Source organism: Actinomycetospora sp. 2LY8.5 (assembly GCF_057180585.1).
This window is the reverse complement of sequence record NZ_JBXUHE010000001.1, coordinates 478,150-504,108: the sequence shown is the minus strand read 5'-3', so window position 1 is coordinate 504,108 and position 25,959 is coordinate 478,150. Positions and strand designations below refer to the sequence as shown.

Below are 25,959 nucleotides of genomic sequence, written 5' to 3'. Positions count from 1 at the left end.
AACGCGCCGATCGAGGCGGGTTGGTCGACCACGACCAGCACCCGGCCGTGCTCGGCGAGACGACCGAACACCGCGCGCAGTGCGGCTTCGTCGTTGGGCAGCGCCTTGTCGTGCAGCCGCTTGCCGGCCGCGTCGAGCGCGCACGCGTGGTGCTCGGACTTGCCGACGTCCAGCCCGCAGAACACCGCGAACGGCGCCGGTTCGGATTCGGAGGTGCTCAACCGCGGCTCCTTGCTCGTCGCGGCAGGCCGACCTGGACACCCGCGCCGGCAGCCACGTTACGAGCAGACCACGCACGCGGGTCAGGTCTCTATCAGCGGTCGTTGGCGCCCTCCGACCACGGTGACAACACCCCCCAGATCATCAACGACAGGGGCACTCAGTCATGCCGTGGCCGGCGGCCTGCAAGCCCTCACCGGGCCTGATCAAGAAGGTAACGGGGACGCGCCATCGGCCCTGGTCACGGACAGGTTAGGGGCACGACGGTGTCCGGTGTGGACCTCGCGGCCACGGTGGCGAACCGCAGCTACGGCCGCGGCGGGGGCCGCCCGACGTGGACGCGGCCCCGACGTGCCCGCCCGGTCGCGCCCACGGTGTCGAGGTCCGTCCGGGTGACGTCCACCACGGGGTCGGGCGTCCGCGGTCCCGGGGCCGACGACCTCGACGACCTCGACGACCTCGACGACGACGTCGCGGGGAACCACCGCGCCGGGCGTGCTCGCGCACGGTCTCGGCGTCGTCGGTCTCGGCCTCCTGGCCTGCGACGACGCCAGGGACGGGCGTTCCGGCCGCGCGTCGGGAGAGAATGCCCGTCGTTCGGCCCGGCGCTACCCATCTCGGGGAGGACGCGTGGAATCCGCGATCGACACGCACCTGCAGTGCCCGCGCACGCTGTCGCGCCGCGTGCCCGACGACTACCGGCCGCCCTTCCCGATCTGGGTGGCGCGGGTCGGCGAGGACGTCACCGCGGTGGTGATGGGCTACTTCGGCGTACAGTACCGGGGCGAGGAGCACCGCACCGAGGCGTGGGCGACGCTGCGTGGGATCACCGAGCCGTTCGCCCTCGGCGACGGCCCGGGCGGCTGGGACCTCACTCATCACGTCGACGCCCAGGGCTACGACACCCTCGTCGCGGCGGGGTACTGGCGCGACGCCGCGACCTGCGACCGCTGGCTGGCGCGCCCCGAGGTGGCCGGCTGGTGGGATGCGCCCGAGCGCCTGTCGGCCGACGTCGGCGTCTTCCGCGAGATCCTCGCGCCGGGCGTCGACCGGTTCGAGACGCTCTACCCGTTCACCGAGGGGCTCCCCGGCGTCGGCGGCGTCCTGGACGACGTCAGCGGGCAGGTCACCGAGCACGCCTACTGGGGCGCGATGCGCGACCGCATCCCGCTCTCGCAGACCGACCGGATGGGCGCCGCGGGGGAGCTCCGGGCCGACGGTGACCCGGCCGCGGGCGGCCGCGTCGTCGTGCGCGGGCACGAGAACGTCGCGCTGATCCGATCCGGCCAGGACTGGACGGACACCCCCGCGGAGGAGCGCGAGCTCTACCTCTCCTCGATCGAGCCGGCGCTGCGCGAGGCCATGGACTTCCTGCGCGACCGCGGGCAGCGGCTCGGCTGCTACAGCAACCGCTACGTGCGCAACGTCGACGCCGACGGCCACCCGCTCGACACGACCTACGCCATCTCGTACTGGCGCTCGCTCGACCTGCTCGAGCGCTGGGCGGAATCGCACCCGAGCCACCTCAACGTCTTCGTGGCCTTCGTCAGCCGCGCCCGGCACGTCCCGTCGCTGCGCCTCTACCACGAGGTGGCGGTGATCGACGCGGGCTCGCAGTACTACGAGTACGTCCGCTGCCACCCCGCGACGGGCCTGCTGCGGGACGCGACGGTACCGGCCTGACTCGGGCGGGTCCCCGGAGCGCTCACCACACCTTGTAGGGCAGGAACTTGCCGTTGAAGGTCAGCTTCACGCGGTCGCCCTTCGGATCCTCGACGCGCTCGAAGTCGAGGGTGAAGTCGATGGCGCTCATGATGCCGTCGCCGAACTCCTCGCGGATGAGCTCGTGGAGGCTCGACCCGTAGACCTGCAACGCCTCCTGGAGACGGTAGGTGACGGGCTCGGTCGGGTCGAGCGCCGCGTCGCCGCGCACCGGCGGGAAGGTCAGCGCCTCGACGGTCTCCTCGTCGAGGTCGAGCAGCGCGCCGATCGTCCCGGCCTGCTCGGCGTCGAGGGGCTGCTGGCCGAGCAGGGCCGAGGTGGTCCACACCAGGGACCGGTCGAGGGCCTTCGCGAGCTCGGCCCAGCTCACCCCGTGCGCCTGCTTCGCGCGCACGATCTCGCGGCCGGCCTCGAGACGGTCGCCGGTGTCGCTCACGTCGTCCTCCCTCAGCTGGTGCTGTAGGAGTGGGCGCCGGTGCCGGCGAGCTTGCCGCCGTCGACGATCAGGTACTCGTCGCGGATCGCGGTGCCGCCGAGGAAGGACTCGAGGATCTCGCGGGTCCCGGCGGCGTAGCGGGCCTGGGCGGACAGCGTCGTGCCGGAGACGTGGGGCGTCATGCCGTGGTGGGGCATGGTCCGCCAGGGGTGGTCGGGGGGCGCGGGCTGCGGGTACCAGACGTCACCGGCGTAGCCGGCGAGCTGCCCGCTGTGCAGGGCCCGCACGACGGCGTCGCGGTCCACGATCAGCCCACGAGCGGTGTTGATCAGGTACGCGCCGCGACGCATGGTCCCGAGCAGCGCGTCGTCGAACAAGCCTCGCGTCTCCGGGTGCAGCGGCGCGTTGATCGTGACGACGTCGCAGTGCGGGACCATCGCGGCCGCCGACTCGTGGAAGGTCAGGTTCAGCTCGCGCTCGGTCTCCTCCGGCAGCCGGTGCCGGTCGGTGTAGTGCAGGCGCACGTCGAAGGGGGCGAGCCGGCGCAGCACGGCGAGCCCGATCCGTCCCGCCGCGACCGTGCCGACGTCCATGCCCTCGAGGTCGAAGGCACGCTCCACGCAGTCGGCGATGTTCCAGCCGCCGTCGGAGGCGATGCGGTTCGACGGCAGGTAGTTGCGCACCAGCGACAGGATCATCATGACCACGTGCTCGGCCACGGAGATCGAGTTGCAGTAGGTGACCTCGGCGACGGTGACGCCGTGGGCGATGGCGGCGTCGAGGTCGACGTGATCGGAGCCGATGCCCGCGGTCAGGGCGAGCTTGAGGTTCGGCGCCTTCGCGATGCGTTCCGCGGTCAGGTAGGCGGGCCAGAACGGCTGGGAGATGACGACGTCGGCGTCGGGGAGGTGGCGGTCGAACTCCGAGTCGTCGCCCTCCTTGTCCGAGGTGACCACGAGCTCGTGCCCGGCGGCCTCCAGGAACCGGCGCAGCCCGAGCTCGCCGGACACGCTCCCGAGCAGGGCACCCGGTGTGAAGTCGATCGCCGACGGGCTGGGCAGCGTCTGCCCGTCGGGATAGCGCTCGAGACGCGGAAGGCCGTCACGGACCAGCGGCGGAGGGTAGCCCCCGTCGGGGTCCGGGTAGAGCACGCAGAGCACCTTGGCCATGGGAACCTCCCGGCAGCAGCGGCGGATGGCACCTCACGCTGCCGAGGATGCGCGCCTACGACAAGAATCCGGACAATCACTCCGCGAATGCGGTCATTCACGCGATGGATGACCAGGCTCTAGGCTCCCGGGCGTGGCCGGGGACGTCCTCATGCGTCAGCTCGAGTATCTCGTCGCCCTCGCGCGTGAAGAGCACTTCGGCCGCGCCGCGGAGGCCTGCCACGCCAGCCAGCCGGCCCTGTCGACCGGTCTGCACCGTCTCGAGCGTGAGCTCGGGGTCACGCTCATCCACCACGGTCGCCGCTTCGGCGGGTTCACCGCCGAGGGCCGCCGCGTGCTCGGCTGGGCGCACCGCATCCTCGCCGAGCGCGACGGGCTGCACGACGACCTCGCGCAGATGCGCGGCGGCCTCGACGCGACCCTGCGCCTCGGCGCGATCCCCACCGCGATGCCAATGGTCTCGACGCTCACCGCCGACTTCTGCGTTCGCCACCCGCGGGCGCGGGTGCGCATCGAGGAGCTGTCGTCGACCGAGATCGTCCGACGGCTCGGCGACTACACCCTCGACGCCGGGCTGACCTACCTCGACCCGGAGGCGCCGGCGGGCACCCGGTCGCTCGAGCTCTACCGCGAGCGCTACCTGCTGCTCACCCCGGAGCACCTCGCACCCGCCGAGGACCGCGACGAGATCGGCTGGGTCGAGGCGGTCGACCGCCCGCTGTGCGCGCTGGTCCGGCTGATGCGCAACCGGCGCATCCTCGAGGCGGGGGCCCTCGCGGCCGGAGCGCGGCTCGCCCCGGCCGTCGAGGCGGATTCCGTCGCGGCGCTCTACGCCCACGCCGCCCGCGGCTGGTCCTGCATCGTGGCCCACACCTGGCTCGAGACCTTCGGCGTGCCGGCCGGGATGCGGGCGGTTCCGCTCCCGCCCGTCCCCGCGCCGCCGGTCGGCCTGCTCACCGCCGCCGACGAACCGCTGAGCATGGTCGCCGCGGCGCTGCTCGAAACGGCTCAGAAGGGATAGGCCGCGAGGCTGCTCTGGGCCGTGACCCACTGGGTCTCGGTGTACGCGTCGAGGTTCGCCTGGATGCCACCGGTGCGCGACCCGTTGCCGGAGGCACCGAGTCCGCCGAACGGGATGACGGCCTCGTCGGACACGGTCTGGTCGTTGATGTGCACCGCGCCCGAGGGGATGCGCTCGGAGAGCTCGAGCGCCCGCAGCCCGTCGGCGGCGAGGATGCCGAGAGAGAGGCCGTACTCGCTGTCGGCGGCGAGGGCGACGGCCTCGTCCTCGCTCGCGTACGGGATCACCGGCGCGACCGGGCCGAACACCTCCTCCGCCCACGCCGGGGCCTGCGGGGTGATCTGCGAGAGCACCGTCGGCCGGTAGAAGAGGTCCTCGTACGTGCCGCCCGCGACCAGGCGCCCGCCGGCCCCGGTCGTCGCGGTCACCAGCCGGTGGACGTGATCGCGCTGGTTCGCGTCGATGATCGGGCCCAGGGCGACCGCACCGGAGGCGGGGTCGCCGACCGGGAGCTTGTCCGCGTGCTGGGCGAGGGCGGCGACGTAGTCGTCGGCGATCCGCGCGTCGACGACGTGGCGGCCGGTCGTCATGCAGATCTGTCCCTGGTGCATGAACGAGCCGAACGCGCCGATCGACGCCGCGGCCTCGACGTCCACGTCACCCATGACGACGAGCGCGGAGTTGCCGCCGAGCTCGAGGTGTGCGCGGGTGAGGTGCTGGGCGGCGAGCGCGCCGACCGCCCGGCCCGCGCGGGTGGAGCCGGTGAACGCGACCACCCGGACCCGCGGGTCGGTGATGACGGCCTCGCCGACGTCGGCGCCGCCGGGCAGCATCGCGAGCAGCCCGGCCGGCAGCCCGGCCTCCTCCAGGACGCGCGCGAGGGCGACCCCGCCGCACACCGCGGTCCGCGGGTCCGGCTTGAGCACGACGGCGTTGCCCAGCGCGAGCGCGGGGGCGACGGCGCGGATCGAGAGGATCAGCGGGAAGTTGAACGGGGCGATCACGCCGACCACGCCGGCGGGCCGCCGGCGGGCGAGGCTCAGACGTGGCTGCTCGGAGCGCAGCACCTCGCCGACCGGGTGCGACGCGAGGCAGGCGGCCTCGAAGCACTCCTGAGCGGCGACGTGGGTTTCGAGCTGCGCCTTGGGCGGGATGCCGCCGGACTCGCGCACGATCCAGTCCTGGACCTCGGCGGCGTGCGATTCCCACAGGTCGCCGGCGCGCCGGAGCACGGCGGCGCGCTCGGAGTAGGGGCGTGCCGCCCAGTCCCGCTGCGCCTCGGCGGCGCGCGCGCAGGCGTCGGTGACGTCGGCGGATGTCGCGAGCCCCACCCGGCCGAGCTCGGCGCCCGTGGCCGGCTCGACCACCGTGCGCTCCCCGCCCGGGCCGCTCCTCCAGTCCCCGACGAGCAGCTTGCCGGCCCAGACCGCCTCGTCCATGAGCGCCATGTCGGTGTGCCCTCCTGCGTCGGTGTCGGGTGCGACCTCGATCCGACCAGCGGACGGCCACGCGGTGCTGCGCGGTTTCCGCAGGACGGGAGACATCGACGCAGCGGCGTCGCCATGCCGGCCCCGGCGACGCACTTGCGGAGTCAGCATGGACTGCTGCGCCGTAGATGCGGAAGACTGGACCGTGGCGGCGGCGTGGCCGGCCGAGGGTCGGCCCGGGCTGCCGCCGCGCAGCGACACAGCCCACCGGGAGGTAGAGGCAAGCGCATGAGCATCACCAGCGAGCGCAAGGCCCCGATCACGGGTCTCGACAAATTCTACATCGGCGGCCAGTGGGTCGACCCGTCGTCCACGAGCACGATCGACGTCATCGAGCCGGCGACGGAGGAGGTCTACTTCAGCGTCGCCGAGGCACAGGACGCCGACGTCGCCCGTGCCGTCGGGTCGGCCCGCGAGGCGTTCGACAACGGCCCGTGGCCGAAGCTGACGCACGCCCAGCGCGCCGAGTACCTGCGCGCGATCAGCGAGGCGGTGCGCGAGCGCACCGACGACGTCGTCCAGGTCTGGCCGCGGGAGTCCGGCATCCTCGCCGGGGTCGCCCAGGGGATGATGGGCGGCATCCCGGATGCGTACTCCTACTACGCGAACCTGGCGGAGACCTACCACTGGGAGACGCCGGAGACCCCCACCGCGGGCGGCAACTTCGGCATGATCGTCCGCGAGCCGGTCGGCGTCGTGGGCGCGATCATCCCGTGGAACGCGCCGATGACGCTCATCGCGTACAAGCTGGCACCGGCCCTGCTGGCCGGCTGCACGGTCGTGCTCAAGGCCTCGCCCGAGGCGCCGGGCGCGCCGTACATCATGGCCGAGATCGCCGAGAAGGTCGGGCTGCCCGCCGGCGTGCTCAACGTCCTCACGGCCGACCGCGAGGTCTCCGAGACCCTGGTGCGCGACCCGCGTGTCGACAAGATCGCCTTCACCGGCTCGACGGCGGCCGGCAAGAAGATCGGCGCCATCATGGCCGAGCGGGTCGGCCGCTACTCCCTCGAGCTCGGCGGCAAGTCCGCGGCGGTCATCCTCGACGACTACGACCTCGGTCAGGCCGCGGCCGCCATCTCCGGTGCCGAGTGCTTCCTGTCCGGCCAGGTCTGCTCGTCGCTGACCCGCGTGGTCGTCCCGCGTCGCCGGCACGACGAGATGCTCGAGTCGCTCGCCGGGACGTTCTCGCAGGTCAAGCTGGGCGACCCGTTCGACCCGAACGTGCAGATGGGTCCGCTGGCCATGCAGCGCCAGCGCGACCGCGTCGAGTCCTACATCCAGATCGGCCGCGACGAGGGCGCCACGCTCGCCACCGGCGGCGGCCGCCCGCAGGACCTCGACCGCGGCTGGTTCGTCGAGCCGACCGTCTTCGGCAACGTCGACAACTCCTGGCGCATCGCCCAGGAGGAGATCTTCGGTCCTGTCCTGTCGGTCATCCCGGCGCAGGACGAGGAGGACGCGGTCCGCATCGCCAACGACACCGTCTACGGGCTGAACGCCGCGGTGTTCACCAACGACGCGGACCGGGCCCGGGAGGTCGGCGGCCGCCTGCGCGCGGGCACCGTCGGACACAACAACTTCCGGACCGACTTCGGCATCGGCTTCGGGGGCTTCAAGCAGTCCGGCATCGGTCGCGAGGGTGGCGTCGAGGGTCTGCACCACTACCTCGAGAACAAGACGATGATCTTCGAGAGCAAGCCGAGCACCTTCCCGGGCTGAGGCTCACGGAGGTCCCTGTGCACGGGGAGGGCTGCGCGGTCGACGACGCGTTCTTCATCGACGGTCGCCGGGTGCGGCCCTCCTCGCCGCGCACGATCGACGTCGTCTCGCCGAGCACCGAGCAGCGGATCGGGCGCGTGCCCGAGGCCGCCGAGGACGACGTCGACGCGGCCGTCGGGGCGGCGTACCGGGCGCTGCGCGCGCCCGGCGGCTGGTCCCGGTGGCCCGTCGGCGAGCGGGCCGCGGCGCTGGAGCGGCTCGCCGACGCCCTCTCCGTTCGCGGCGAGGAGATCGCCCGTCGGGTCGCGGTGACGAGCGGGATGCCGATCACGACGGCGCGGCGGTACGAGGCTGCCGACCCGCCACTCATCCTGCGCAGCACGGCGGCGACGCTGCGCGCCGCGGTGTCCGAGGAGCTCAGGGAGGGTGCGCGCGGCGGGCGGGTGCGCGTGACCCGCTCGCCGGTCGGGGTCGTCGCCGTGGTGGCGCCGCCCGACTTCCCGCTGACAGCCGCGGTGTCGGCCCTCGGTCCCGCGCTCGCGGCGGGGTGTCCGGTGGTGCTGCGGCCCGATCCCACCACCTCCGCGGCGACCGAGCTGCTCGCGCAGGCCGTCGACGAGGCCGGCCTGCCCTCGGGGGTGGTCGACATCGTCCCGGGTGGGCGGGACACGGGCGCGTACCTGGTCGAGCACCCGGTCGTCGACCACGTGGTCTTCACCGGACCGACGGCCACCGGGCGTCGCGTCGCCGAGGTGTGCGGACGTCTCCTGCGCCCGGCGACGCTCACCCTCGGGGGGACCTCCGCCGCGATCGTTCTCGACGACGCCGACCTGACCGCGCACCTCGAGGCCCTCTACGCCGCGACACTGCTGCACAACGGGCAGGCCCGGTTCCTGAGCACCCGCATCCTCGCGCCGTCCGGTCGCTACGGCGAGATCGTGGACGTCCTCACGGACTGGGCACGCGGCCTGCCGGTCGGCGACCCGCGCGACCCCGCCACCCGCATCGGCCCGCTCGCCTCCGCGCGCCGGCGCGAACGCGTCGAGGCGTACCTCGCGAAAGGACGCCACGAGGGTGCCCGAACGATCACGGGCGGCGCCCGCCCGCGGGGGCGCGACCGGGGCTGGTACCTCGAGCCGACGGTCTTCGCGGACGTCGACAACGGCTCCACGATCGCCCGGGAGGAGATCCCGGGTCCGGTCCTGTCGGTGATCCGTTACGGCGACCTCGACGAGGCCGTGGCGCTCGCGAACGACTCCGACCACGGACTCGCCGGCACCGTGTGGACCGCCGATCCCGAGCGCGGGGCCGCGGTCGCGGCTCGGGTGGAGGCCGGGACGGTCGGCGTCAACGGCTACCGGATCGACCCCGCCGCGCCGTTCGGAGGGATTCGGGACTCGGGCCCGGGGAGGCTGCTCGGGCCGGAGGGAGTGGCCGGGTTCCGGACGCTGACCTCGACGTACCTGCCCTCGTCGCCCCGGCCGGGGGTCACCCGTGCTTCGTGAACACGAGCGCGGACCGGTCGGCGGCGCAGTCGCGGTGCTCGACGGCCGCGAAGCCGACCCGCCGGGCGACGTCGGCGAGCTCGTCGACCGACCAGCACTTCCCGGGCGTCGAGTGCACGAGCAGCGCCGAGTACTCGGCGACCGGGCGTGGCCCGGTGCGTCGCCCGTCGACGTGCGCGTCGACGTCGACGAGCCGCCCGCCCGGCACGAGCGCGTCGAACGACCGGCGCAGGAGCTCCTCGACGCGAGCGAGGTCCCAGTCGTGCAGGACCTGCGAGAGCAGGTGCACGTCGCAGCCGTGCGGCCAGGGCTCGGCGAACATGTCCGCGGTGACGACGTCGATCCGCTCGCCGGCGCCCCGCTCGGCGAGCAGCGTGCGCGCCGCCTCGTCGACCGGCGGGCGCTCCAGCACGGTCGCCCTCGCGGCGGGCCGGTCCTCGAGCAGCGCCATCGCGTAGATCCCGGAGCTGCCCCCCACGTCGAGCAGGCGGCGCACCGGCAGGTCGTGCAGGGCCCGGGCCACCGCGGGAGCGAGGAACGCGCCGCGCGCGTCCATGGCCGCGGTGAACCGCCGCGCGAACCCGGGATCGGTGAGGCGCCCGGACCAGTCCGCGCCGTCCCCGTTCGTCCCGGCGCTCGCCCACGCCGCCGGGCGGTCCGTGCGCAGGACCTCCCCGAACTCGGCGACGGCCGGACGCTCGGCCAGCGAGCCGAAGTACGCGCGGAGGTCGAACGACGTCTCGCCGGTGAGGTGCCACCGGGCGAAGTCCGAGACGCCGACGAGGTCGTCGGCGTCGACGAACCGGTCGACGAGCCCGTGCGCGGCGCAGAGCGTGAGCAGGACGTCGGCGGGTCGCTCCGCCCAGCCCATGGCCTCCCGCAGCTCGGCGGCCGGGACGGGTCCGTGGCGCGCGAGCCAGGCGAAGAGGTCGAACTCGCAGACCGCGGCGAGGATCAGGTCGGTGGCGTACGAGCCGTCGCGCAGACGGTAGAGCGCGGTGGGGTCGAGCACGACGACAGCATGACCGATCTCCGCATCTGCGGGAACACGGCCATGCTGCCGCCGTGTCTGCGTCAGTAGCGCAGACCAGCCTCGCGCATCAGCGGCATGACGGCTTCGCCGAAGTGGTCGATCTCCTCGTTGTAGTCGAGGAAGCCCATGATCATGCCCTCCATACCGGCGTCGGAGAGCCGCTGGAAGCCGTCGACGACCTGCTCCGGTGTCCCGACCAGCGGCTGGCCGGCCCAGCCGGCGATGAAGCGCTCCTGGAACTTCTCGATCTGCTCGCCGAACGACTGGCTCTCGACGCCGATGATGCTCATGAGGTGGCGGGCGCCGGGCCAGTCGCCCTTGTCGATGATCTCCTGGTGGACGCGCTTGGCCTCCGCCTCGGTGTCCCGACACACGACGAGCCCGTAGGTCATCGTGCTGATCTGGCGCCGGTACTCGTCGGTCGCCTTCTTCTTGATCGCCTGCGTGTAGTCGGGCATCTTCTCGAGATCCAGCGACGCGAAGTTGATGTCGACGTACTTCGCGGAGAAGTCCGTGCCCGCCGACGAGTTGCCGGCGTTGATGAGCACCGGGCGCGGGTTCTGCACCGGCTTGGGCTCGGACTCCAGCTCCTGGGCCTGGAAGTACTTCCCGTCGAACGCGAACTCGCCCTCGGCGGTCCAGAGCTTCTCGACGAACTCCAGCCACTCCCCGCCGTACTGGTAGCGCTCGTCGTGCTCGAGCTGGCTGGGGTTGAACATGTGCATCTCGGGGGTGAACCAGCCCATGACCAGGTTCATCCCGTACCGGCCGCCCGAGATGTGGTCGATCGTCGTGGCCATGTTCGCCGCGACGATCGGGTGCACGGTCGGGATGTGGGTGGTCGTGAAGATGGTGATCTGGTCGGTGCACTCGGCCAGCCCGGCGGCCCAGGTGAAGGTCTCGAAGTTGGTGCCGTTGAAGTTGACGTTGCCGCCGAACCCCTTCCAACGAGCGACGGGGACCATCGCCTCCATCCCGAGCCGGTCGGCCTTCTGCGCGATCGACTTCGTGTGGTCCCAGGTGATCTGGTAGGTGGTCGGGGCCTCGGTCATGCACAGGCCGCCGGAGCAGTTCGAGCCGAACAGGCCGAGCTTCATCTTCTGGTCGTTGAAGACGGACGGCCGGCCGTTCTCGCGCGGGTGCCGCAGCGGGATCTCCTGCTCGCGGCCGCGGGTGACCGTCTGGACCATGGGTGACCTCCGGCGTTCGTCGGGGGAGCGCTGCGTGCGCGGATGGGCACGCGCCGCGGTGATCGGCACCACGCTAGGCAGCCCTGCACGGGCCGGACATCCGCGAGACGCAGCGATGCGTCCGAAACGCGCAGGCGCTCAGCCCTGGCGGAGGGTCTGGGACGGCAGCCGGCCGTACTTGCGGCGGTACTGCTCGGAGAAGCGGCCCTGGTGCAGGAATCCCCAGGCCGCCGCACGCTCGGTCACCGAGGTGTCGGCGGGGTTGGCGGCCAGGAGATCGGCGTGGACGCGCGCCAGGCGGACGTCGCGGACGTACTCGCTGGGCGTCACGCCGACGTTGCGGGCGAACGTGATCTGCAGGGTGCGCGTCGACACCCCGAGGTGCCGCGCGAGCTGCGGGATCGTGAACGCCTCGTCGGCGTGGGCCTCGATGTGGTCGAGCGCCTGACGGACGACGGCCGGGCGGTCCTCGGCGCGGGGGGAGTGCAGCGCCTCGGTGTACTGGTGCGGCACGCCGTGCAGCAGAGCGGTCATCACGTAGGTCTCGAGCTGGGCCCGCGCGAGCGGCGCGTCCGCGATCCCGCCGGGCCTGTCGATCTCGCTCTGGAGGAAGCGCACCGCGGCCAGCAGCGCGGCTCCCGGTCCCGCGGTGAGGTCCATCGTGACCTCGAAGTCGAGCGGGTCGTGGACGGGACGGCCGAGCAGGCTCCCGAGGTGCTCCTCCAGCGGCGCCCGGTTGAACTTCATGGCGAACTGCGTCGCCTCCGGGGTCCACGTGACCGTCGAGTGCTCGGTCGGCAGCAGGACGGCGCCGCTGCGCCCGCCGGCGGTGATCGCGTGGTCGCGCCCGCCGCGGCGGGTGACCTGCGTGTTTCCGCTCAGGGTGAGGTTGACGTGGTAGCAGTGCTCCAGCGGGGGGAGGTCGAGGGACGCGTTCGCCCCGTAGACGAGATAGCCCAGCGTCATCCGCTCCGAGGAGACGCAGTTGAGCCGGGCGTCGAGCGGGCGCCCGCCGAGCGAGTCGAGCTCGTGGCGGACGTAGACCTCGGTGACCACGTGCTGGGCCTCGTCGACGTCCGCGGTGTTCATCACCGCGTGGCCGACGAGGGGTTCGTGCCCGCCCGTGCCGGTTGTGTCCACGCGTGACCCCTCGCGACCGTGCGACCGTGTCGCGAGCCACAGTTGCAGCCAACAGATCGGCGAGGCAAGTCGAGCGAGCACCCGCTCCGACGTGCGCGGACGTTCCACGCCGGGTCCTGCGCAGCCGACCTCGAGCAGTTCCGTCTGCTGATCGGCGGCAAGGCCGTCGACGCGATCTCCGGGAAGACGTGCGAGTCCCAGAACACCTACACCGGCCGGAACTGGGCGACGATCCCCGACGGCGAGTGGGGACAGATGACGGGCTTCGCCCGTGCGGGCTGTCTGCGCCGTCTCGGCGACCTGATCGGGCGGGACGCGGAGCGGCTGGCGCGCCTCGAGGTCAACGACTCCGGCAAGCTCTACCGGTCTACCGCGAGGAGGTCTCCGGGCCGGTGCTCTCCGCGGTGACGTTCACCGACGAGGACGAGGCGATCAAGCTCGCCAACGACACCCCGTACGGGCTGGCCGGTGCGATGTGGACGAAGGACGTGCACCGCGCGCACCGGGTGGCCGCGAGGATCCAGACCGGCACGGTGTGGATCAACGCCTACCGCGTGCTCGGTCCGAGCGTGCCCTTCGGCGGGTACGAGGCCTCCGGGCTGGGCCGCGAGAACGGCGTGTACGGCGTCGACGCGTACCTCGAGACCAAGGCCGTCTGGGTCGAACTCACCGGCGGCACCCGCGACCCGTTCACGCTGGGCTGAGCTCATCGCGTACTCGGTGGTCCGGGCTCCGAGCACGTGACGTTCCTCCGATCACCTGCGACCGTTCGGGACGGCGGAGCGTGAGTGGTCAGGGTTCGGAACGCTCAGAGCACGCGCGCGACGAGCTCGATCCCCTCCGCCGTGACGTGGTGTGTCCGCCCGGAACCGCCGAGGACGCGGCTCGCGCTGCGCACCTCGACCGTCGGCTCGCCCGCGTTCTCGGCCCAGCGGCACGCGAATCCGCCGTACATCCCGGGGACGCGGACCCACATCGTGGTGTCGGGGTACTCGAGCAGCGGGCCGAGCTGCGGGTACCGCAACGGCCGCGCGATCCGGCGCGTACGGACCTCGACGAGCGCGTGCAGAAAGGTCTCGACGTCGGCCACCGCCTCGTCGTCCATCGCCATCGCGGGCTCCGGGCGCAGCCGGTCGGCGAGCGAGACGTGACCGAGCCTGCGGGCCACCGCCTCGGGGGTCTCGCCGTCGGTGGTGCGCAGCGTGCGCCAGGCGCCGCGCGCGACGAGGTCGTCGACGACGTCGGGGTGTGCCCCCTGCAGCGCCGCATGGTGCAGCGGCGCCGTCCCGCTCCGGTCGCCCGCGCGCAGGGCGTTGGCGCTCAGCGCGGAGGGCAGGTCGTCGTCGGTGCGGTCCAGCAGCGTCGCGACGTGCGCCCAGTGGCCCGCCTCGACGGCGTCGGAGAGGGCGTCGCGGAGGGCGAGGACGGTGGGCTCGAGGTCGGAGCGCTCGAGGACGGCGTCCCAGAGGAGCTGCGTCGCGGCCGGGGCGGGTCGGACCATCGCCGTCCAGCTTCGCCGACGGAGATCGCCGTGTCAGTCCACCGAACGGACCGCCCCGCTACTCAGGAGCCCCGGACGCCCGGCGCTGCCCGTGGCGAACCAGGTGCCCTCACGCGCGCTGTCGGAGCGAGGCGGTACCGCGTGCGGACGTGCGGATCACGGCGCCGGAGCGGGCGTCGCCTTGATCGCGAGGGCGAGGATGCTCGTGATCAGGACCAGCACGACGGGAAGGACCAGGGCCGGCTGGGCGCCGTAGAGCTCGACGGTGGTCCCGGCGAGGTAGGTGCCCAGCGCGGTGCCGGCCAGGACGGCGGAGAACAGCCAGGTGAAGGCCTCGGTGACGGTGCCGGCAGGGGCGAGCTCGCCGACGAGGCCGAACTGGCACGTGCTGACCGGACCGATGGCGAGGCCGGCGGCGACGAGCAGGACGGCGAGAACGGCGACGCCGGACGCCGAGACCAGGGGCGCGTTGCCCACGGCGAGGACGAGCAACCAGCGGCGATACTGGCTGGGCATGGATGTGGTGGGGCTGCGGGCGCCGTAGAACAGGCCGCCGGCGATGCTGCCGACACCGATCGACGCCAGTAGCAGCCCGCTCCAGCCGGCCGCGCCGACGGACACCGCGTAGGAGGCGGCGGTGGCTTCCAGCGCGGCGAATGCTGCTGCGGCGACGACGGACGTGAGCAGGACCGCGATCAGGCCCGGTCGGGTCAGAGGCCCGAGCAGGTGCACGGGTTCACGGCGTCGCGGCATGGTGCGCACCGCGGGTGACATCGCGACCGCGACGTTGCCGGCGGCGGTGAACGCGGCGGCGGCGATCACCGCGACCGCCGGGCTCGAGGCGGTCGCCAGGACCGCGACGAGGGCCGGGCCGAGGATGTAGAAGATCAGTTGGAGCAGCAGGGAGTCGAGCGCGAACGCCGCCCGGGCGAGGTCGGGCGTGGTCACGAGCCGCTGCCAGACCGTGCGCGTGACCGGGCCGACCGGTGGGACCAGCAGCCCGGCCAGTCCGACGGTGATCAGCAGTGGTGCCGGGTCCTGACGTGCGGTGGGCGCGGCGAGGACGACCCCGACCAGCGCGCTCGGCTGGGCGAGCCCGGTGACGAGCAGGATCGTCGACGGCCCGAACCGATCGGCGAGACGGCCGCGGGCGGGGCTGGCGACCGCGCTGGCCAATGCGAAGCAGCCGACCGCCGCACCGGCCCGTCCGAAGGACTCGGTGCGGGCGTGGACGAGCAGCAGCAGCGCCAGGCTGCTCATGCCCAACGGGAGTCGGGCGAGCACCGAGGCCGCGCCCAGTGCCAGCACGCCCGGCACTCGGGCCAGTCGCCGGTAGCGCCTGAGGCCGTCGCGTCCGTTCATCGGGATCGGGTGGCGACACTACTGTCGCCGGCCTGCGCGGTGTGGCGTGCCGGTGCTCGGCGAGCGGTGGAGCGAACAGTGGACGCGCTGCTGCGGACGTGGGCGCCGCCCTCGGCGGGTAGCGACGCCGCTCGAGGACGGAAGGCCGTTGTCGCCGAGGCAGCGACGTTCGGTACCGACCTCGGGTCGTGACGGGTCGTCGACACCACCCCACGCCCGGGCGCTCCTCGGTCGGCGGTGGGCCCAGGACCGGAGCGGCGGCAACGACCCGGAATCAGGAAGGAGTGGAATGCGGCGTTCGGCCGCTCGTCGGTCGTTCCGCCTGTCGGCCCCGGGCCCACCCCGGAGTGATCATCGGACGTGGGAATCTGTTCAGGACAACGCGTACGTCGCGAGCAATCACCTCCTCACACCATGGACGGGACGGGGGCGTGGCGTGTGTGGGTCTGGTACCGCGGAGGTGACCGTGGCCCGGGCCCGGGTCGTCGGCGTGTCTCCCGCAGGAGCCCCGTCGCGGTCCGGACGTGGTGCCACCCCGCGGCGCAGGTGCCCGGGCACCGTGGGGGCGGTACCCGTCGGGTCCCGGTCATGGCCCGCGGCGGGGTGCTCGCGGGCCCGGGCTCCGGCTCGGACCACGGCGCCTCGGTGAGCACCATCGCCACGAACTCGGCGTCGAACACTGCTTGATCGATCGGCGGGTCACCCACCGGCGACGCCGGCTCCGCCGCCGGGGTACTGCCCCGACCGACCTGCTCGCCATGCGGGCTGCCGGACACGGGCTCCTGTCCCAGCAGCGGCGTGGCCGGGGTCGTGGTCGGCGCCTCCGGCTCGATGTCGGCCGGGTCCGTCCGGGCGGCGACGGGGTCGAGCACATCGACCGTCATGTGAACACCTCCTCCGGTGGGAACCGGTCTCAGCGTCCTCTCGGGGCTTCGATTACTTGTGATCGTAGATAGAGGTTTTCGGTGGAGTCAACCCCTACTTCTCTGCCGACCGATGCCCACTACGGATGCTCAGCTCGAGAAGGTGGTGAACACGAACCGCGGGGAATCGGAGTCGTCGGCGGCCAGCGCCAGGGTGTGGTCGTCGACCGCCTCAGCCAGCTCGCGATCGACCCGCACCACCACCCCGTTCGAGGCGGCGACCTGATCGCCGGGGCGGTGCGTGGCGTCGGCGGTGACCTCCACCGGCAGCGGCCGGCCGGAGCCGACCCCCCGCACCCGCACATTCGGGGCCCCACCCGTCGCGGCGCACAGCGCCTGGATCGCGCGGGCGGCGGGCGTGCTCACCGTGATCATTCGAGTACCTCCTACGAACGGTGTGTCGTGGGGCGCCCAGGTCGGGTCATGCTCCCGCGACGTCTCCGGTGGCAGAACGAGCACCCGCGCGGGCCTGGTCGCGCTCGTGGCGGGCGGTGTCGCGTTCGTGCCGGGCGATGTCACGTTCCTCGGTGGTCCGGGTGTGGCGGGCGCGTTCGTCGGCCAGGTCGGTGCGCAGGTCGAGAATCTCCGCGGCGCTGGCGAGCGTGTGGCCCTGCTCGCTCATCTCGCGCAGCGCGACGACCCGGTCGAGCTGGTTGCGCGAGTAGCGCCGGTGCCCGCCCGCCGACCGGGTCGGACTCAGCAGTCCGGCGGCATCCAGGCCGCGCAGGAACGCCGGGGCCACGTCGAGCAGCTCGGCGGCCTGGCCGATCCCGAAGGTCGGGTGGTCATGGTCGTCCAGACGCTCCAGTGCCATCGGTGGTGTCTCCTCACGCGTCCGGAACCCTCCTCTCGTCGAGCGCCGCACGGCGGCCGACGGGGCTACGGATACATGTAGGTATGGATGGAGAATTTGTCAACGCAAGGTCGGAGATTCGTGTCGCGAAGTTGCCGCGTGCGTCGACAACCGACGACGTCGCGCTGGTCAGCGGCTGGTGCCCCCGGCCGGCACCACAAGGATGGGAACGGTCACGACCAGATCGAATCCCCGGGCTAGCCCGCCCGGGACAAGCCCGGAGAACCGGGCCACGGCGGCTGCGGGCGCGCGGGTGGGAGCGACTCTGCGATCAGGGCTCGATGAGGAGGACGATCTTGCCATGGCCGTGACCGGTCTCCAGCTCACGGTGGGCCTGCGCGGCGTCATCGAGGCGGTGGCGGGTCCTGATCTCGACGGTGAGGTCGCCGCGCTCGTAGTGATCGATCATCTCGGTCAGGCCTTCGATGGTTCGAGTGCCGGTCCAGTCCTGGACGCCGAGGGCGGCGATCTGGTCAGAGAAGACCATGGTGACCACGCGTGCGGGATCGTGCACCAGCGTCATTCCAGCTCGGAGACCGTCGGGCTCGAACCCGAGGGCGGCGTCGAAGCCGCCGGGAGCGACGGCCCGCAGCCGATCGGTCAGCCCAGGTCCGTAGCTGACCGGGACGGCTCCGAGCTCGCGCAGGTAGTCGTGGTTCTGCGGGCTCGCGGTGCCGACGACCACGGCCGCACCTCGGAGTCTCGCGAGTTGCACGGCGATGGTTCCCAGGCCGCCCGCGGCGGAATTGATGAGGACGGTGTCTCCGGCGGCGACCCGCATCTGCCCCACCGCGTTCCGGGCGCCCTGGGCGTGCCCGGAGAAGCCTCCCGCGACCTCCCAGCTCATGTTCGAGGGCTTGCGGGCAACCTGATCCGCGGACACGACGACGTGTTCGGCATACCCGCCCAGGGTGCTGAATCCGAGCACCTCGTCACCGACCGCCAGGTCAGGCACGTCGGCCGCAACCGCCTCGATGGTCCCGGCGAACTCGTTGCCCGGCACGATGGGGAACGGGCCGGTCAGGTCGCGAGGGAACCGACCCGCCCGAACACGCGCATCGAAGTGCTGCACTCCGGCGACCCGAACACGCACGCGGACCTGGCCGGCACCCACGACCGGCACCGGCAGACTGCCGATGCGAAGGAGGTCGGCATCACCGAACTCGCGGATCGTCGCGGCTCTCATCGCCGACCTTCTTCCGTGTCGTTCGTGGGCGGAGCCACCGCCTCGGCATGACCTGCTGCGGCAACAGTGCGAAGTGCCCGCTGCAGCACCTGCAAGTCTTCCAAGGTCTCGACTTCGGGCGAGGGAGTGTCGCGGGATGGACAGCCTCACGGTGTCGTCCCTGTGTGCGCCGGCGCCCACCAGATCGTGTGGCCTGCCGCCTCGTCGACGGGTTCGATGACTTCCCAGCCCTCGGTGATCACGCCTTGCTCGAGTCGCCAGAGGTCGACGACGACGATCGCGGGGCCGCCGCTGGCGAGTTGGCGGCGCGAGTAGACCGCGACGTCACTGGCGTCGGCAAGGATGTGCAGAATCTCGATCTGCAGGTCGTGCAGTGGCACTTCTGCCACAGCGGTAAGCCATTCACCCTTCGTCGCGATGCTGCCGTCGGGACGGTGGTGGACGAAGTCCTCGTGGAGAACCCGTGCGAGCGCGTCGATGTCACGCGACGCGACGAGCCCGGTGAAGGCTTCGGCGACGATGGTCTTGTTGTCGGTAGCCATAGCACCTAGCCTGCTGCGCCGAGTTCCTGCTGTCGATGAAATCTGATTTCATGGCTTCGGAGCAAGCCGCACGTAGTATTCCGAGCCATGTCACCCGTCGGTACCCTCCTGCGCGAGTGGCGCTCCCGTCGGCATCTGAGCCAGCTGGACCTGGCGAACGCCGCTGAGGTGTCCGCTCGGCACGTCAGCTTGATCGAGACCGGGAGATCGAGCCCGAGCGCACGCATGATCCTGCGCCTTGCCGAGCAGCTGGACGTTCCGCTGCGCGCCCGCAATCAGCTCTTGCAGGCGGGCGGGTTCGCGGCACGCTTCCCCGAACGGCCTCTGGGCGACGATGAGCTGTCGGCGGCGCGCGGGGCCTTGGGACGGGTCTTGCGCGCGCACGAGCCGTACCCGGCCGTGGTGCTCGACAGTCGGTGGAACGTGGTGATGGCCAACCGAGTGGTCAATCCCTTCCTCGCCGATGTCTCCCCCGAACTACTCGGGCCTCCAACCAACCTGGTGCGGCTCGGTCTGGACTCGCGAGGCCTGGTGCCGCACATCGTCAACCTCGATGAGGTGCGCGCCGTCTTCCGTCACCGCATCGCCCGTCAGCTCGCGCTTACGCAAGACCGCGAACTCCGCGTCATCTACGACGAGTACCTGGCACCCGGACCGGACGAGCCCATCGTCCATTCCGAGTCCGACGTCGTGATTCCGATGATCCTCCACGTCGCGGGACAGACCCTGCGGCTCTTCTCCACGGTCACCACTTTCGGCACGCCGAGAGACATCACCTTGGCCGAGCTCGCCGTCGAGTCGTACTACCCCGAAGACACCGAAGCCGAGAGGTATTTCCAGAACCTGGAACTGAATGACGAGGGTACGCCGTGACAGCCGAGCCCGACGGACCTCCCGGTGCCGCGTGATCTGAGGAACGGTGACCGCCGGTGGCGCGGGCGACGAGTTCGTCGGCGGGCGGGTGAGGATCGAGAAGAAGACCTCGACCAGGTTGAACCACGAGCCCGAGGTCGGGGTGAAGTGCAGCGTGACCCCCGGATTGCGGGTCAGCCACGCCCGCACCGCGGGGTGTCTGTGGGTGGCGTCGTTGTCGACGACGCGGCCGGTGGCCACCTCGAGCGCGGCGAACAGCGTAGGGTGCCGTGGCGGACGTCGTCGTGGCGGGCCTTCTCGGGCCGCCGAGGCCGGATCGGCCGGATCGGTGCGGTCTGCTCCAGGGCCTGGACCCGGGACTTCTCGTCGACACAGAGGACCACGGCCTTGTCCGGTGGCTGCGGGTAGAGCCCGACCACGTCGCGGATTTCTGGCTTCGAGCTCGGGGTCGTGCTGAACGTGAACGTCTGGGCCCGCCAGGGCTGAAGGCCCCAGCGTTGCTTCGCGACGGTGACGTTGCTGATCCCGAGCTCAGCGCCGGGAGCCTTGCGGTCGCGAGGTCGTCAGGCGCGGATCAGGACCTTCCGCAGCGCGTCGGCAGCGATGTCGAGCAGGCGGGGGGCGGCCGCCTCCCGGGTCCGCAGGTGCAGTTGCTCCGGCGGGACGGCCGGAAGCCTTGGCCCGCCGTGCCGCTCGATGCAGCGGGTCGCGAACCTGGTCGATCAGACATCGCGGTGCTCCTGCTCGTGGTCCGGATCATGGGGGCCGACGCTTCCCGTTCGCACCGGAGCGGAGTCGGTGGACGAGTCGGGAGCCGAGCCTCCGGTGCCTCGTCGAGCCCGTTCGGTGACTGACCACCACGCCCTCGTCGCCCTCGACGAACGACGTGTTCGACAGATCCATGCCGCGAACCTGGTAGATCCCCTCGGCGACCTCGAAGAGCCCCCCGCCAGCCAGTCAGCAAGGTGTCGGGCGCGGTGGCCAGAACGTTGGTGGGGTGACAGGAGTCGCGCCGCACAGGCGGCGTGCTCGGCGGGGACGAGCCAGCGCGGCGCGCCTGTCGGCGAGTTCCCGGACTCGGGTGTCGCTCTCGGTGTCGGTCGGGCGTTGCACCATGAGCCGCACTACCGACTAGATGATGTGCCGCTGTTGCGTCCAGAACGCTCGCGACGTCGAGAAGTCGCAAAACTTGCCCTCATCCTCGATGAGTCGGCGGGCGGCCTCCTCGCCCTCCGGACCCGAAAAGCCCGCCTGAACGTCCTCAAGAGAATCCCACCATGCTTCGGCGACACCGTCCGGTGGCGTCTCGAAAGGGATACCGCGAGCTTCGCGGAAGTCGCGGTTGAGCTGCGTGTCAAGGGTGTAGCTCTGGATGTAACTCCGGATGCGGATCGTCGACTGCAGTTCCTTGACGAGAGCAGCGTGCTGGTTCTCCCAGTACTGCTGGAACTCCTCGGCCGACAGTTCGGACCGCCGACGGGCGACGAAGATGAGCTTGACGGGCATAGCGTTCACCTTTCGGATCGTGGACGCTTTTTCAATGAGACGTCGCCGACGCGACGGCGCCCCCGGTGACGTAACCGCCCGTCATGTACGGGCCCAGGGTCGCGCCGGCGCCCGGGTAGGCCTTGCCGAACGGGGACCCGACGCAGTTGCCCACCCCGTAGAGACCCTCGATGGGCGTTCCGTTCCTGTCGAGCACGCGCCCCTCGGGGTCGGTCCGCGGACCTCCGTTGGTGTCGATCGACGACGAGACCATCAAGGTCGCGTAGTACGGGCCCGAGTCGCTGATCGGGAAGAGCGTCGGGTTGCCGGTGTTCTCCGGTCGTGCAGGACCGTTGAAGAACTGCGGCATCGGCGACTCGCCGCGGTGGAAGTCGGTGTCGATGCCCTTCGACGCGATGTCGTTGAACCGCGCCAGGGTCGCGTCGAGGTTCTGCGCGAAGGCGGCGTCGAGGGCGTAGCCGCCCGTGACGTCCTCGAAGGCGCGCAGACGGTCGGCGATCTCGCCGATGAGTTCGTGGATGGTATTCGCCCGCATGACGTGGGGACGGTCCGGTCGGTTCATGACGAGCGGGTTGCCGAACTCGTAGTGATACCCGGGAATGAGGTCGCCGGTGAAGTGGTCCTCCGAACCCTGGTCCCAGATCGCGATCATGACGAGGTTGGGGAACTCGGCGCGTGCCGGGTCCCAGGTGTGGAATACCTGGGCGAGTTCGTGGTACATGGCCTTCTCGTCAGTGACGCGGTGCCCGTACTTGTTGACCCACACCATGCTGTCCCCGGCCATGCGCCAGGTGCCGGTCGTGGTGGGCGCGTCCTGCACCGCGATGTCGAGGACCATGGGTGCCATCAACGCGTAGTTCATGTTGATGAGCTCGGCCCCGACCTCCTGCGCGATCTCGACGAAGTCGCCGGTGTTGGCCTTTGCCGCGCAGCCCCCCATCAGCGGGCCCGAGAGGTAGTTGTCGCGCATCTCGACGTTGTGGGTGAAGCCCCCGCTGGCGAACACGACACCCTTGTCGGCCCGGATCCGGCGTTCGCCGTCCGGGGCGTCGACGACGACACCGGTGACGACGTCGTGCTCGAGGACGATCTGTCGCACCGCGTTGTTGACCCGGACGTCGACCCCGATCTCCTTCGCGACCCGGTCGAAGAGAGCGACGATGTCCTCTCCGCTGCCGATCGGGCCGTCGGGCTCGTCGAGCTTGTTCGGGAACATGCAGCGGCCCGTGGGTGCCTTGTTCTCGGGCAGCTGCGCGTAGTAGTCGGGGATGCCGACGCCGTGCTGGATGCGGATCGCGCCCCACTCGATCAGCTGCGCCAGGGCCGTGGCGCCGTTGTCGTAGAACGCGCTGAGCTTCTCGATCTGCCACGCCGTCAGACCGAAGTCGTCCCGCTCGGACGAGTACTTGTTGGGTCGCGCCAGCCGTGCGACGTACGCGAGGAAGTCGCGCTTCTCGTCGACCTGGCCCGCAGCCCGCATGAAGGGGTTGTCGGGGACCCAGATCCAGCCGCCGGCCTTGCGTGTGGTGCCGCCGACGTGGCTGGCCTTCTCCAGCGCGATCACCTCGGCGCCGCCCTTGCGGGCGGTGATCGCAGTGGAGTAACCGGCGACACCGGTGCCGACCACCACCACGTCGACGGCCTCGTCGAAGCCGACCGAGTGCTCCGGGTCGGTGCGAAGGATGCGGCTCACGGGTTCTCCTTTGGATGTGTCAAGGTGTGTGACGGGTGCGCGGGGCGGGTGGCGCGGCTCAGTCGGCGCCGGCGGGCACCGGCACGGCGCCCCGCAGGTGGCCGGACATGTCGCCGGTGCTGTCGGTGCGGATGCGCCGCACGTCGAAATGCAGCGCCGCGCCGTCGTGGGTGAAGGTGTCCTCGTAGGCACCCCGGAACATCACTGCAGGCGCCGCGTCGGGCAGGCTCTGGTAGACGATCACGTAGGAGTCCACGGAGGCGCTGCGGCGGTCGTCCGCCAGCTCGATCCGGATGTTGGTCACGACGTGGCGGGTGGCCGGGACGCCGTCGTAGGGAATGACGCTGTCGTGCAGGAACCGGGCGACGTCCTCGGTGCCCGACAGGGCGCTGTCGGGGTTGAGGTACCAGGTGCCCTTCGCGAACACTGCGCCGTGTCGTCGAGGCGACCGGTGTCGATACCGGTGCAGTAGGCGAACAGCAGTCGGGTGATCTCGTCCTCGGCGGCAAGGCGTTCTAGGTCGAAGCCGGACATCGATGTCCTCTCGGGTGGGGTGGTTAGTTCCGCGGCCGTGCGTCGCGCCGTGCCGCTGGGGCGGGGCCCTGCGTTGACGGCGCGACAGAGGCCGTCGCTAGCGGGCGAGGACTGCGCCGAGGGCGTCGCTGAGGGCTCCGGTGGCGTCGTTCACGGCGTCCCGGGCGCGGTAGGCGACGTGGTTGTCCGGCCGGACCAGGACCGCGCCGGCGTCGGAGGTCTCCCGCACCGCGGCCCAGGTCCCGTCCTCGTCGATGTAGCCGTCGGGGCCGCCGACGGTCACGGCGTGGACCGGCACGTCGAATTTCTCCGCGGCGACGGCGGCCGCGTCGTGCCAGGCGGCGCCCTCCGGTCCGGTGAGCAGGACGAAGCCGTTGAGCCCGGCCAGGTCGTGGGTGCTCAGCCGCCGCCCGTCACGCCGGAGCCAGGCGTGGGGCAGCCGGTGTCCGGGCCGGGTGGTGGGGTGGTACGTGCTGCCCATCGGGTCGTTCGGGGGTGGCGGGGTGCCATCGGCGACCAGCGCCCCGGACGCGTAGGCGAACCCGATCTCGAGGTCGTGGGCCTGGAACTCCGCGCGCTGCGTCCGGATCACCTCGCCGGCCCGGGCCCGGCGGGTCTCTCCCATCGGGGTCTCGGTGAAGAACGCCTCGAACGCCGCGCGGTTGGCCTCGGGGGGCTGGCCGGGCAGCAGCCCGATGCCGGCGTCGATAACCATGTGGTTCAGGAAGGTGAACATGGCCCAGTCGACGTTGCGCATGCCGATGGCCTGCCGCTCGGACTCGTAGCTGTCGAGCAGGCCGGCTCCGGCGCGACCGCCGACGACGTCGGCAAGCTTCCAGGCGAGGTTGTGCGCGTCCTGGATCGCCGTGTTGAGCCCAAGGCCGGTCGTCGGCGGGTGGCGGTGTGCCGCGTCGCCGGCGAGGAAGACCCGGCCGACCCGGTAGCGGTCGGCGAGGACCCCTTCGAGGATCCAGTGGCTGACCTTGAGCACCTCGACGTCGAGGTCGGGCAGCTTGAGCAGCGACCGCAGCCGCGGCCCCATGGCCTCCTCGTCGAACCGCTCCGGGTCATCCGGTCCGAAGGTGAAGTGCACGACCCACTCCTCGGAGTGGGCGCCCCAGGTCGGGCCCATCGGTACCATCGCGCCGCTGCCCCAGGAGCCCGCACCATCGGGGTTGAGGAACCACGTGATCAGACAGGACTCGTCGGCGTACTCCGACAGATCGGCGCGGAAGTGCACGCTGACCATGTCGAGCAGGCCGCTGGGCCCCTGCATGCTGACCCCCAGCTGGGCGCCGACGGTCTTGCCGCCGTCTGCGCCGATCACGTACTGCGCGCGCACCTCGTAGGTGGAGTCCGCGGCCCGGTCGCGGATGGTCGCGGTGACGCCGTCGGCGTCCTCCGCCAAGTCGAGCAGTTCGTGGCCGAAGCGCACGCGCCCGGTACCCCGCTCCTCCGCGTGGCGGCGCAGCAGCGGCTCCAGTCGGAGCTGCGGCAGGTTGCTCGAGGGGCTGGCGCTGTCTTTGGCGTAGAGATCGTAGAGACCGCCGCCGCCGAACCCGTCCATCTCGTAGAAGGTCCGACCGTCGAGATCGCCGTCGCCGCCCAACGACGTGCGCCAACGCACCTTCCCGAACTTCTCCAGCGGCGACCCGACCTCGTAGACCGATTCGGCGATCCCGTACTGACGGAAGATCTCCATCGTGCGCTGGTTCAGGTAGTGCGCCTTGGGCAGGTGCGACGTGGTGTCGTGGCGCTCCACCAGCAGGTGATCGACGCCCTGGCCGGACAGGAAGATCGACGAGGACAGGCCGCAGCCACCTCCGCCGACGATGAGCACTGGTACATGCAGGTCGGCCATTGCCTGATCTCCTTCGATCGCTGCGGTGAGGGGACCTTGTGGGCCGCGCCGCGGTGAGGCGCGCCGTCGGTGGTGGGCGCCACAGTAGGGGGTGATATGCGTTATAACAAGGTCCTCACCAAGGCGAGGTGGTTCCGCTTCCCGGGTGGAGCCTTGACGCCGGCGCTGAGTGGGTCGGCGGCAGACTGGCGACACCGGCGCTCTCGGGTTCGACGACACCTCGGAAGCGGTAGGTCGCGGCCAGGTCGTCGCTCCACCGGCTCACACCGTGTGTGGCTGCCACCGGCTTCCTCGGCGTCCGAGGGTTGTTATAACAGATAGCAGTAACGTAGTGTGCGGCACGCCACCTCGACTTGAAGATCCGGAAGGGGCCGAGCGCTCGGACGGTCCAACCCTGGTGGTTGACGGCGGGGATCGCAGAACGCCGAGCGGGCGCCGGGCACGGCGCTCAACGTCGAGCGAGAGAACAGACAACGCCCCTTTA

Annotated in this window: 24 protein-coding genes and 3 pseudogenes; 7 read left to right on the top strand and 20 right to left on the bottom strand. The window is 71.5% G+C overall.

The window, feature by feature from the left end; translation table 11 throughout:
• On the bottom strand, positions 1-221 hold a 221-nt coding region (locus tag AC2A1K_RS02290; RefSeq protein ID WP_483894670.1), incomplete at its 3' end, for an IS110 family transposase.
• A 628-nt stretch (positions 222-849) separates the two neighbouring features.
• Between AC2A1K_RS02290 and AC2A1K_RS02285 the strand changes: the two genes are divergently transcribed.
• Entirely contained in the window at positions 850-1,902 is a 1,053-nt protein-coding gene (locus tag AC2A1K_RS02285) for a phenylacetaldoxime dehydratase family protein (protein ID WP_483894669.1), read from the top strand.
• A gap of 22 nt (positions 1,903-1,924) precedes the next feature.
• On the opposite strand, the gene cynS is transcribed toward AC2A1K_RS02285, so the two are convergent.
• Together cynS and AC2A1K_RS02275 are read right to left on the bottom strand one after the other, a co-directional pair.
• Positions 1,925-2,377 (bottom strand): cyanase, encoded by a 453-nt coding sequence (cynS, locus tag AC2A1K_RS02280; RefSeq protein ID WP_483894668.1) that lies wholly within the window; start codon positions 2,375-2,377, stop codon positions 1,925-1,927.
• Between the two features lie 11 nt (positions 2,378-2,388).
• Positions 2,389-3,546: an NAD-dependent formate dehydrogenase gene (locus tag AC2A1K_RS02275; RefSeq protein WP_483894667.1), complete on the bottom strand. Its 1,158-nt coding sequence runs from the start codon at positions 3,544-3,546 to the stop codon at positions 2,389-2,391.
• A 133-nt stretch (positions 3,547-3,679) separates the two neighbouring features.
• Between AC2A1K_RS02275 and AC2A1K_RS02270 the strand changes: the two genes are divergently transcribed.
• Positions 3,680-4,567: a LysR family transcriptional regulator gene (locus AC2A1K_RS02270; RefSeq protein ID WP_483894666.1), complete on the top strand. Its 888-nt coding sequence runs from the start codon at positions 3,680-3,682 to the stop codon at positions 4,565-4,567.
• Here AC2A1K_RS02270 and AC2A1K_RS02265 read toward each other — a convergent pair.
• Complete coding sequence (locus AC2A1K_RS02265) at positions 4,555-6,015, bottom strand: benzaldehyde dehydrogenase (protein WP_483894665.1); 1,461 nt, start codon at positions 6,013-6,015, stop codon at positions 4,555-4,557. The genes AC2A1K_RS02270 and AC2A1K_RS02265 overlap by 13 nt on opposite strands.
• A gap of 267 nt (positions 6,016-6,282) precedes the next feature.
• Here AC2A1K_RS02265 and AC2A1K_RS02260 point away from each other — a divergent pair, with 267 nt between their 5' ends.
• On the top strand, positions 6,283-7,773 hold the full coding sequence (locus tag AC2A1K_RS02260; RefSeq protein WP_483894664.1) for an aldehyde dehydrogenase: 1,491 nt from the start codon (positions 6,283-6,285) through the stop codon (positions 7,771-7,773).
• 17 nt (positions 7,774-7,790) lie between these two features.
• Entirely contained in the window at positions 7,791-9,278 is a 1,488-nt protein-coding gene (locus AC2A1K_RS02255) for an aldehyde dehydrogenase family protein (RefSeq protein WP_483894663.1), read from the top strand.
• Here the strand turns inward: AC2A1K_RS02255 and AC2A1K_RS02250 are convergent.
• From AC2A1K_RS02250 to AC2A1K_RS02240, 3 genes are all read right to left on the bottom strand, one after another.
• On the bottom strand, positions 9,262-10,290 hold the full coding sequence (locus tag AC2A1K_RS02250; protein WP_483894662.1) for a methyltransferase: 1,029 nt from the start codon (positions 10,288-10,290) through the stop codon (positions 9,262-9,264). The genes AC2A1K_RS02255 and AC2A1K_RS02250 overlap by 17 nt on opposite strands.
• Before the next feature lie 62 nt (positions 10,291-10,352).
• Positions 10,353-11,501: an LLM class flavin-dependent oxidoreductase gene (locus AC2A1K_RS02245; RefSeq protein WP_483894661.1), complete on the bottom strand. Its 1,149-nt coding sequence runs from the start codon at positions 11,499-11,501 to the stop codon at positions 10,353-10,355.
• Between the two features lie 138 nt (positions 11,502-11,639).
• Positions 11,640-12,641, bottom strand: coding sequence for an AraC family transcriptional regulator (locus AC2A1K_RS02240; RefSeq protein ID WP_483894660.1), 1,002 nt, complete (start codon positions 12,639-12,641; stop codon positions 11,640-11,642).
• Between the two features lie 42 nt (positions 12,642-12,683).
• Here AC2A1K_RS02240 and AC2A1K_RS02235 point away from each other — a divergent pair, with 42 nt between their 5' ends.
• Together AC2A1K_RS02235 and AC2A1K_RS02230 are read left to right on the top strand one after the other, a co-directional pair.
• On the top strand, positions 12,684-13,049 hold the full coding sequence (locus tag AC2A1K_RS02235) for a hypothetical protein (protein ID WP_483894702.1): 366 nt from the start codon (positions 12,684-12,686) through the stop codon (positions 13,047-13,049).
• Positions 13,007-13,345: pseudogene (locus tag AC2A1K_RS02230) on the top strand (aldehyde dehydrogenase family protein); the annotation flags it as partial. The gene AC2A1K_RS02235 and the pseudogene AC2A1K_RS02230, both read left to right, overlap by 43 nt.
• A gap of 104 nt (positions 13,346-13,449) precedes the next feature.
• Here AC2A1K_RS02230 and AC2A1K_RS02225 read toward each other — a convergent pair.
• The 8 genes and pseudogenes from AC2A1K_RS02225 to AC2A1K_RS02190 all read right to left on the bottom strand — a co-directional run bounded on the left by AC2A1K_RS02225 (position 13,450) and on the right by AC2A1K_RS02190 (position 19,008).
• Positions 13,450-14,142: an ankyrin repeat domain-containing protein gene (locus AC2A1K_RS02225; protein ID WP_483894659.1), complete on the bottom strand. Its 693-nt coding sequence runs from the start codon at positions 14,140-14,142 to the stop codon at positions 13,450-13,452.
• Positions 14,143-14,298: 156 nt separating this feature from the next.
• Positions 14,299-15,504 carry an MFS transporter gene (locus tag AC2A1K_RS02220; protein WP_483894658.1) on the bottom strand — a complete coding sequence of 402 codons (1,206 nt, stop codon included), beginning with the start codon at positions 15,502-15,504 and terminating at the stop codon, positions 14,299-14,301.
• Positions 15,505-15,911: 407 nt separating this feature from the next.
• Positions 15,912-16,388 carry a hypothetical protein gene (locus AC2A1K_RS02215; protein WP_483894657.1) on the bottom strand — a complete coding sequence of 159 codons (477 nt, stop codon included), beginning with the start codon at positions 16,386-16,388 and terminating at the stop codon, positions 15,912-15,914.
• 129 nt (positions 16,389-16,517) lie between these two features.
• On the bottom strand, positions 16,518-16,802 hold the full coding sequence (locus AC2A1K_RS02210) for a hypothetical protein (protein WP_483894656.1): 285 nt from the start codon (positions 16,800-16,802) through the stop codon (positions 16,518-16,520).
• Positions 16,803-16,848: 46 nt separating this feature from the next.
• Positions 16,849-17,241 carry a MerR family transcriptional regulator gene (locus AC2A1K_RS02205; RefSeq protein ID WP_483894655.1) on the bottom strand — a complete coding sequence of 131 codons (393 nt, stop codon included), beginning with the start codon at positions 17,239-17,241 and terminating at the stop codon, positions 16,849-16,851.
• 310 nt (positions 17,242-17,551) lie between these two features.
• The gene (locus AC2A1K_RS02200; protein ID WP_483894701.1) at positions 17,552-18,127 is read right to left on the bottom strand and encodes a zinc-binding dehydrogenase; all 576 of its coding nucleotides are present in this window, start codon (positions 18,125-18,127) and stop codon (positions 17,552-17,554) included.
• Between the two features lie 66 nt (positions 18,128-18,193).
• A pseudogene (locus AC2A1K_RS02195) lies at positions 18,194-18,466 on the bottom strand (alcohol dehydrogenase catalytic domain-containing protein); the annotation flags it as partial.
• A gap of 146 nt (positions 18,467-18,612) precedes the next feature.
• Positions 18,613-19,008: a nuclear transport factor 2 family protein gene (locus AC2A1K_RS02190; RefSeq protein WP_483894654.1), complete on the bottom strand. Its 396-nt coding sequence runs from the start codon at positions 19,006-19,008 to the stop codon at positions 18,613-18,615.
• A gap of 87 nt (positions 19,009-19,095) precedes the next feature.
• Here AC2A1K_RS02190 and AC2A1K_RS02185 point away from each other — a divergent pair, with 87 nt between their 5' ends.
• Positions 19,096-19,881, top strand: a complete 786-nt coding sequence (locus tag AC2A1K_RS02185; RefSeq protein WP_483894653.1) for a helix-turn-helix domain-containing protein — start codon at positions 19,096-19,098, stop codon at positions 19,879-19,881.
• Between the two features lie 84 nt (positions 19,882-19,965).
• Here the strand turns inward: AC2A1K_RS02185 and AC2A1K_RS02180 are convergent.
• The 5 genes and pseudogenes from AC2A1K_RS02180 to AC2A1K_RS02160 all read right to left on the bottom strand — a co-directional run.
• A pseudogene (locus AC2A1K_RS02180) lies at positions 19,966-20,420 on the bottom strand (transposase); the annotation flags it as partial.
• 592 nt (positions 20,421-21,012) lie between these two features.
• Positions 21,013-21,387 (bottom strand): EthD domain-containing protein, encoded by a 375-nt coding sequence (locus AC2A1K_RS02175; protein ID WP_483894652.1) that lies wholly within the window; start codon positions 21,385-21,387, stop codon positions 21,013-21,015.
• Between the two features lie 31 nt (positions 21,388-21,418).
• The gene (locus tag AC2A1K_RS02170; RefSeq protein WP_483894651.1) at positions 21,419-23,080 is read right to left on the bottom strand and encodes an FAD-dependent oxidoreductase; all 1,662 of its coding nucleotides are present in this window, start codon (positions 23,078-23,080) and stop codon (positions 21,419-21,421) included.
• A 58-nt stretch (positions 23,081-23,138) separates the two neighbouring features.
• Positions 23,139-23,507, bottom strand: coding sequence for a nuclear transport factor 2 family protein (locus AC2A1K_RS02165; RefSeq protein ID WP_483894650.1), 369 nt, complete (start codon positions 23,505-23,507; stop codon positions 23,139-23,141).
• 204 nt (positions 23,508-23,711) lie between these two features.
• A complete protein-coding gene (locus tag AC2A1K_RS02160; RefSeq protein WP_483894649.1) occupies positions 23,712-25,475 on the bottom strand; it encodes an FAD-dependent monooxygenase in 1,764 nt (587 codons plus the stop codon).
• Between the last annotated feature and the right edge of the window lie 484 nt (positions 25,476-25,959).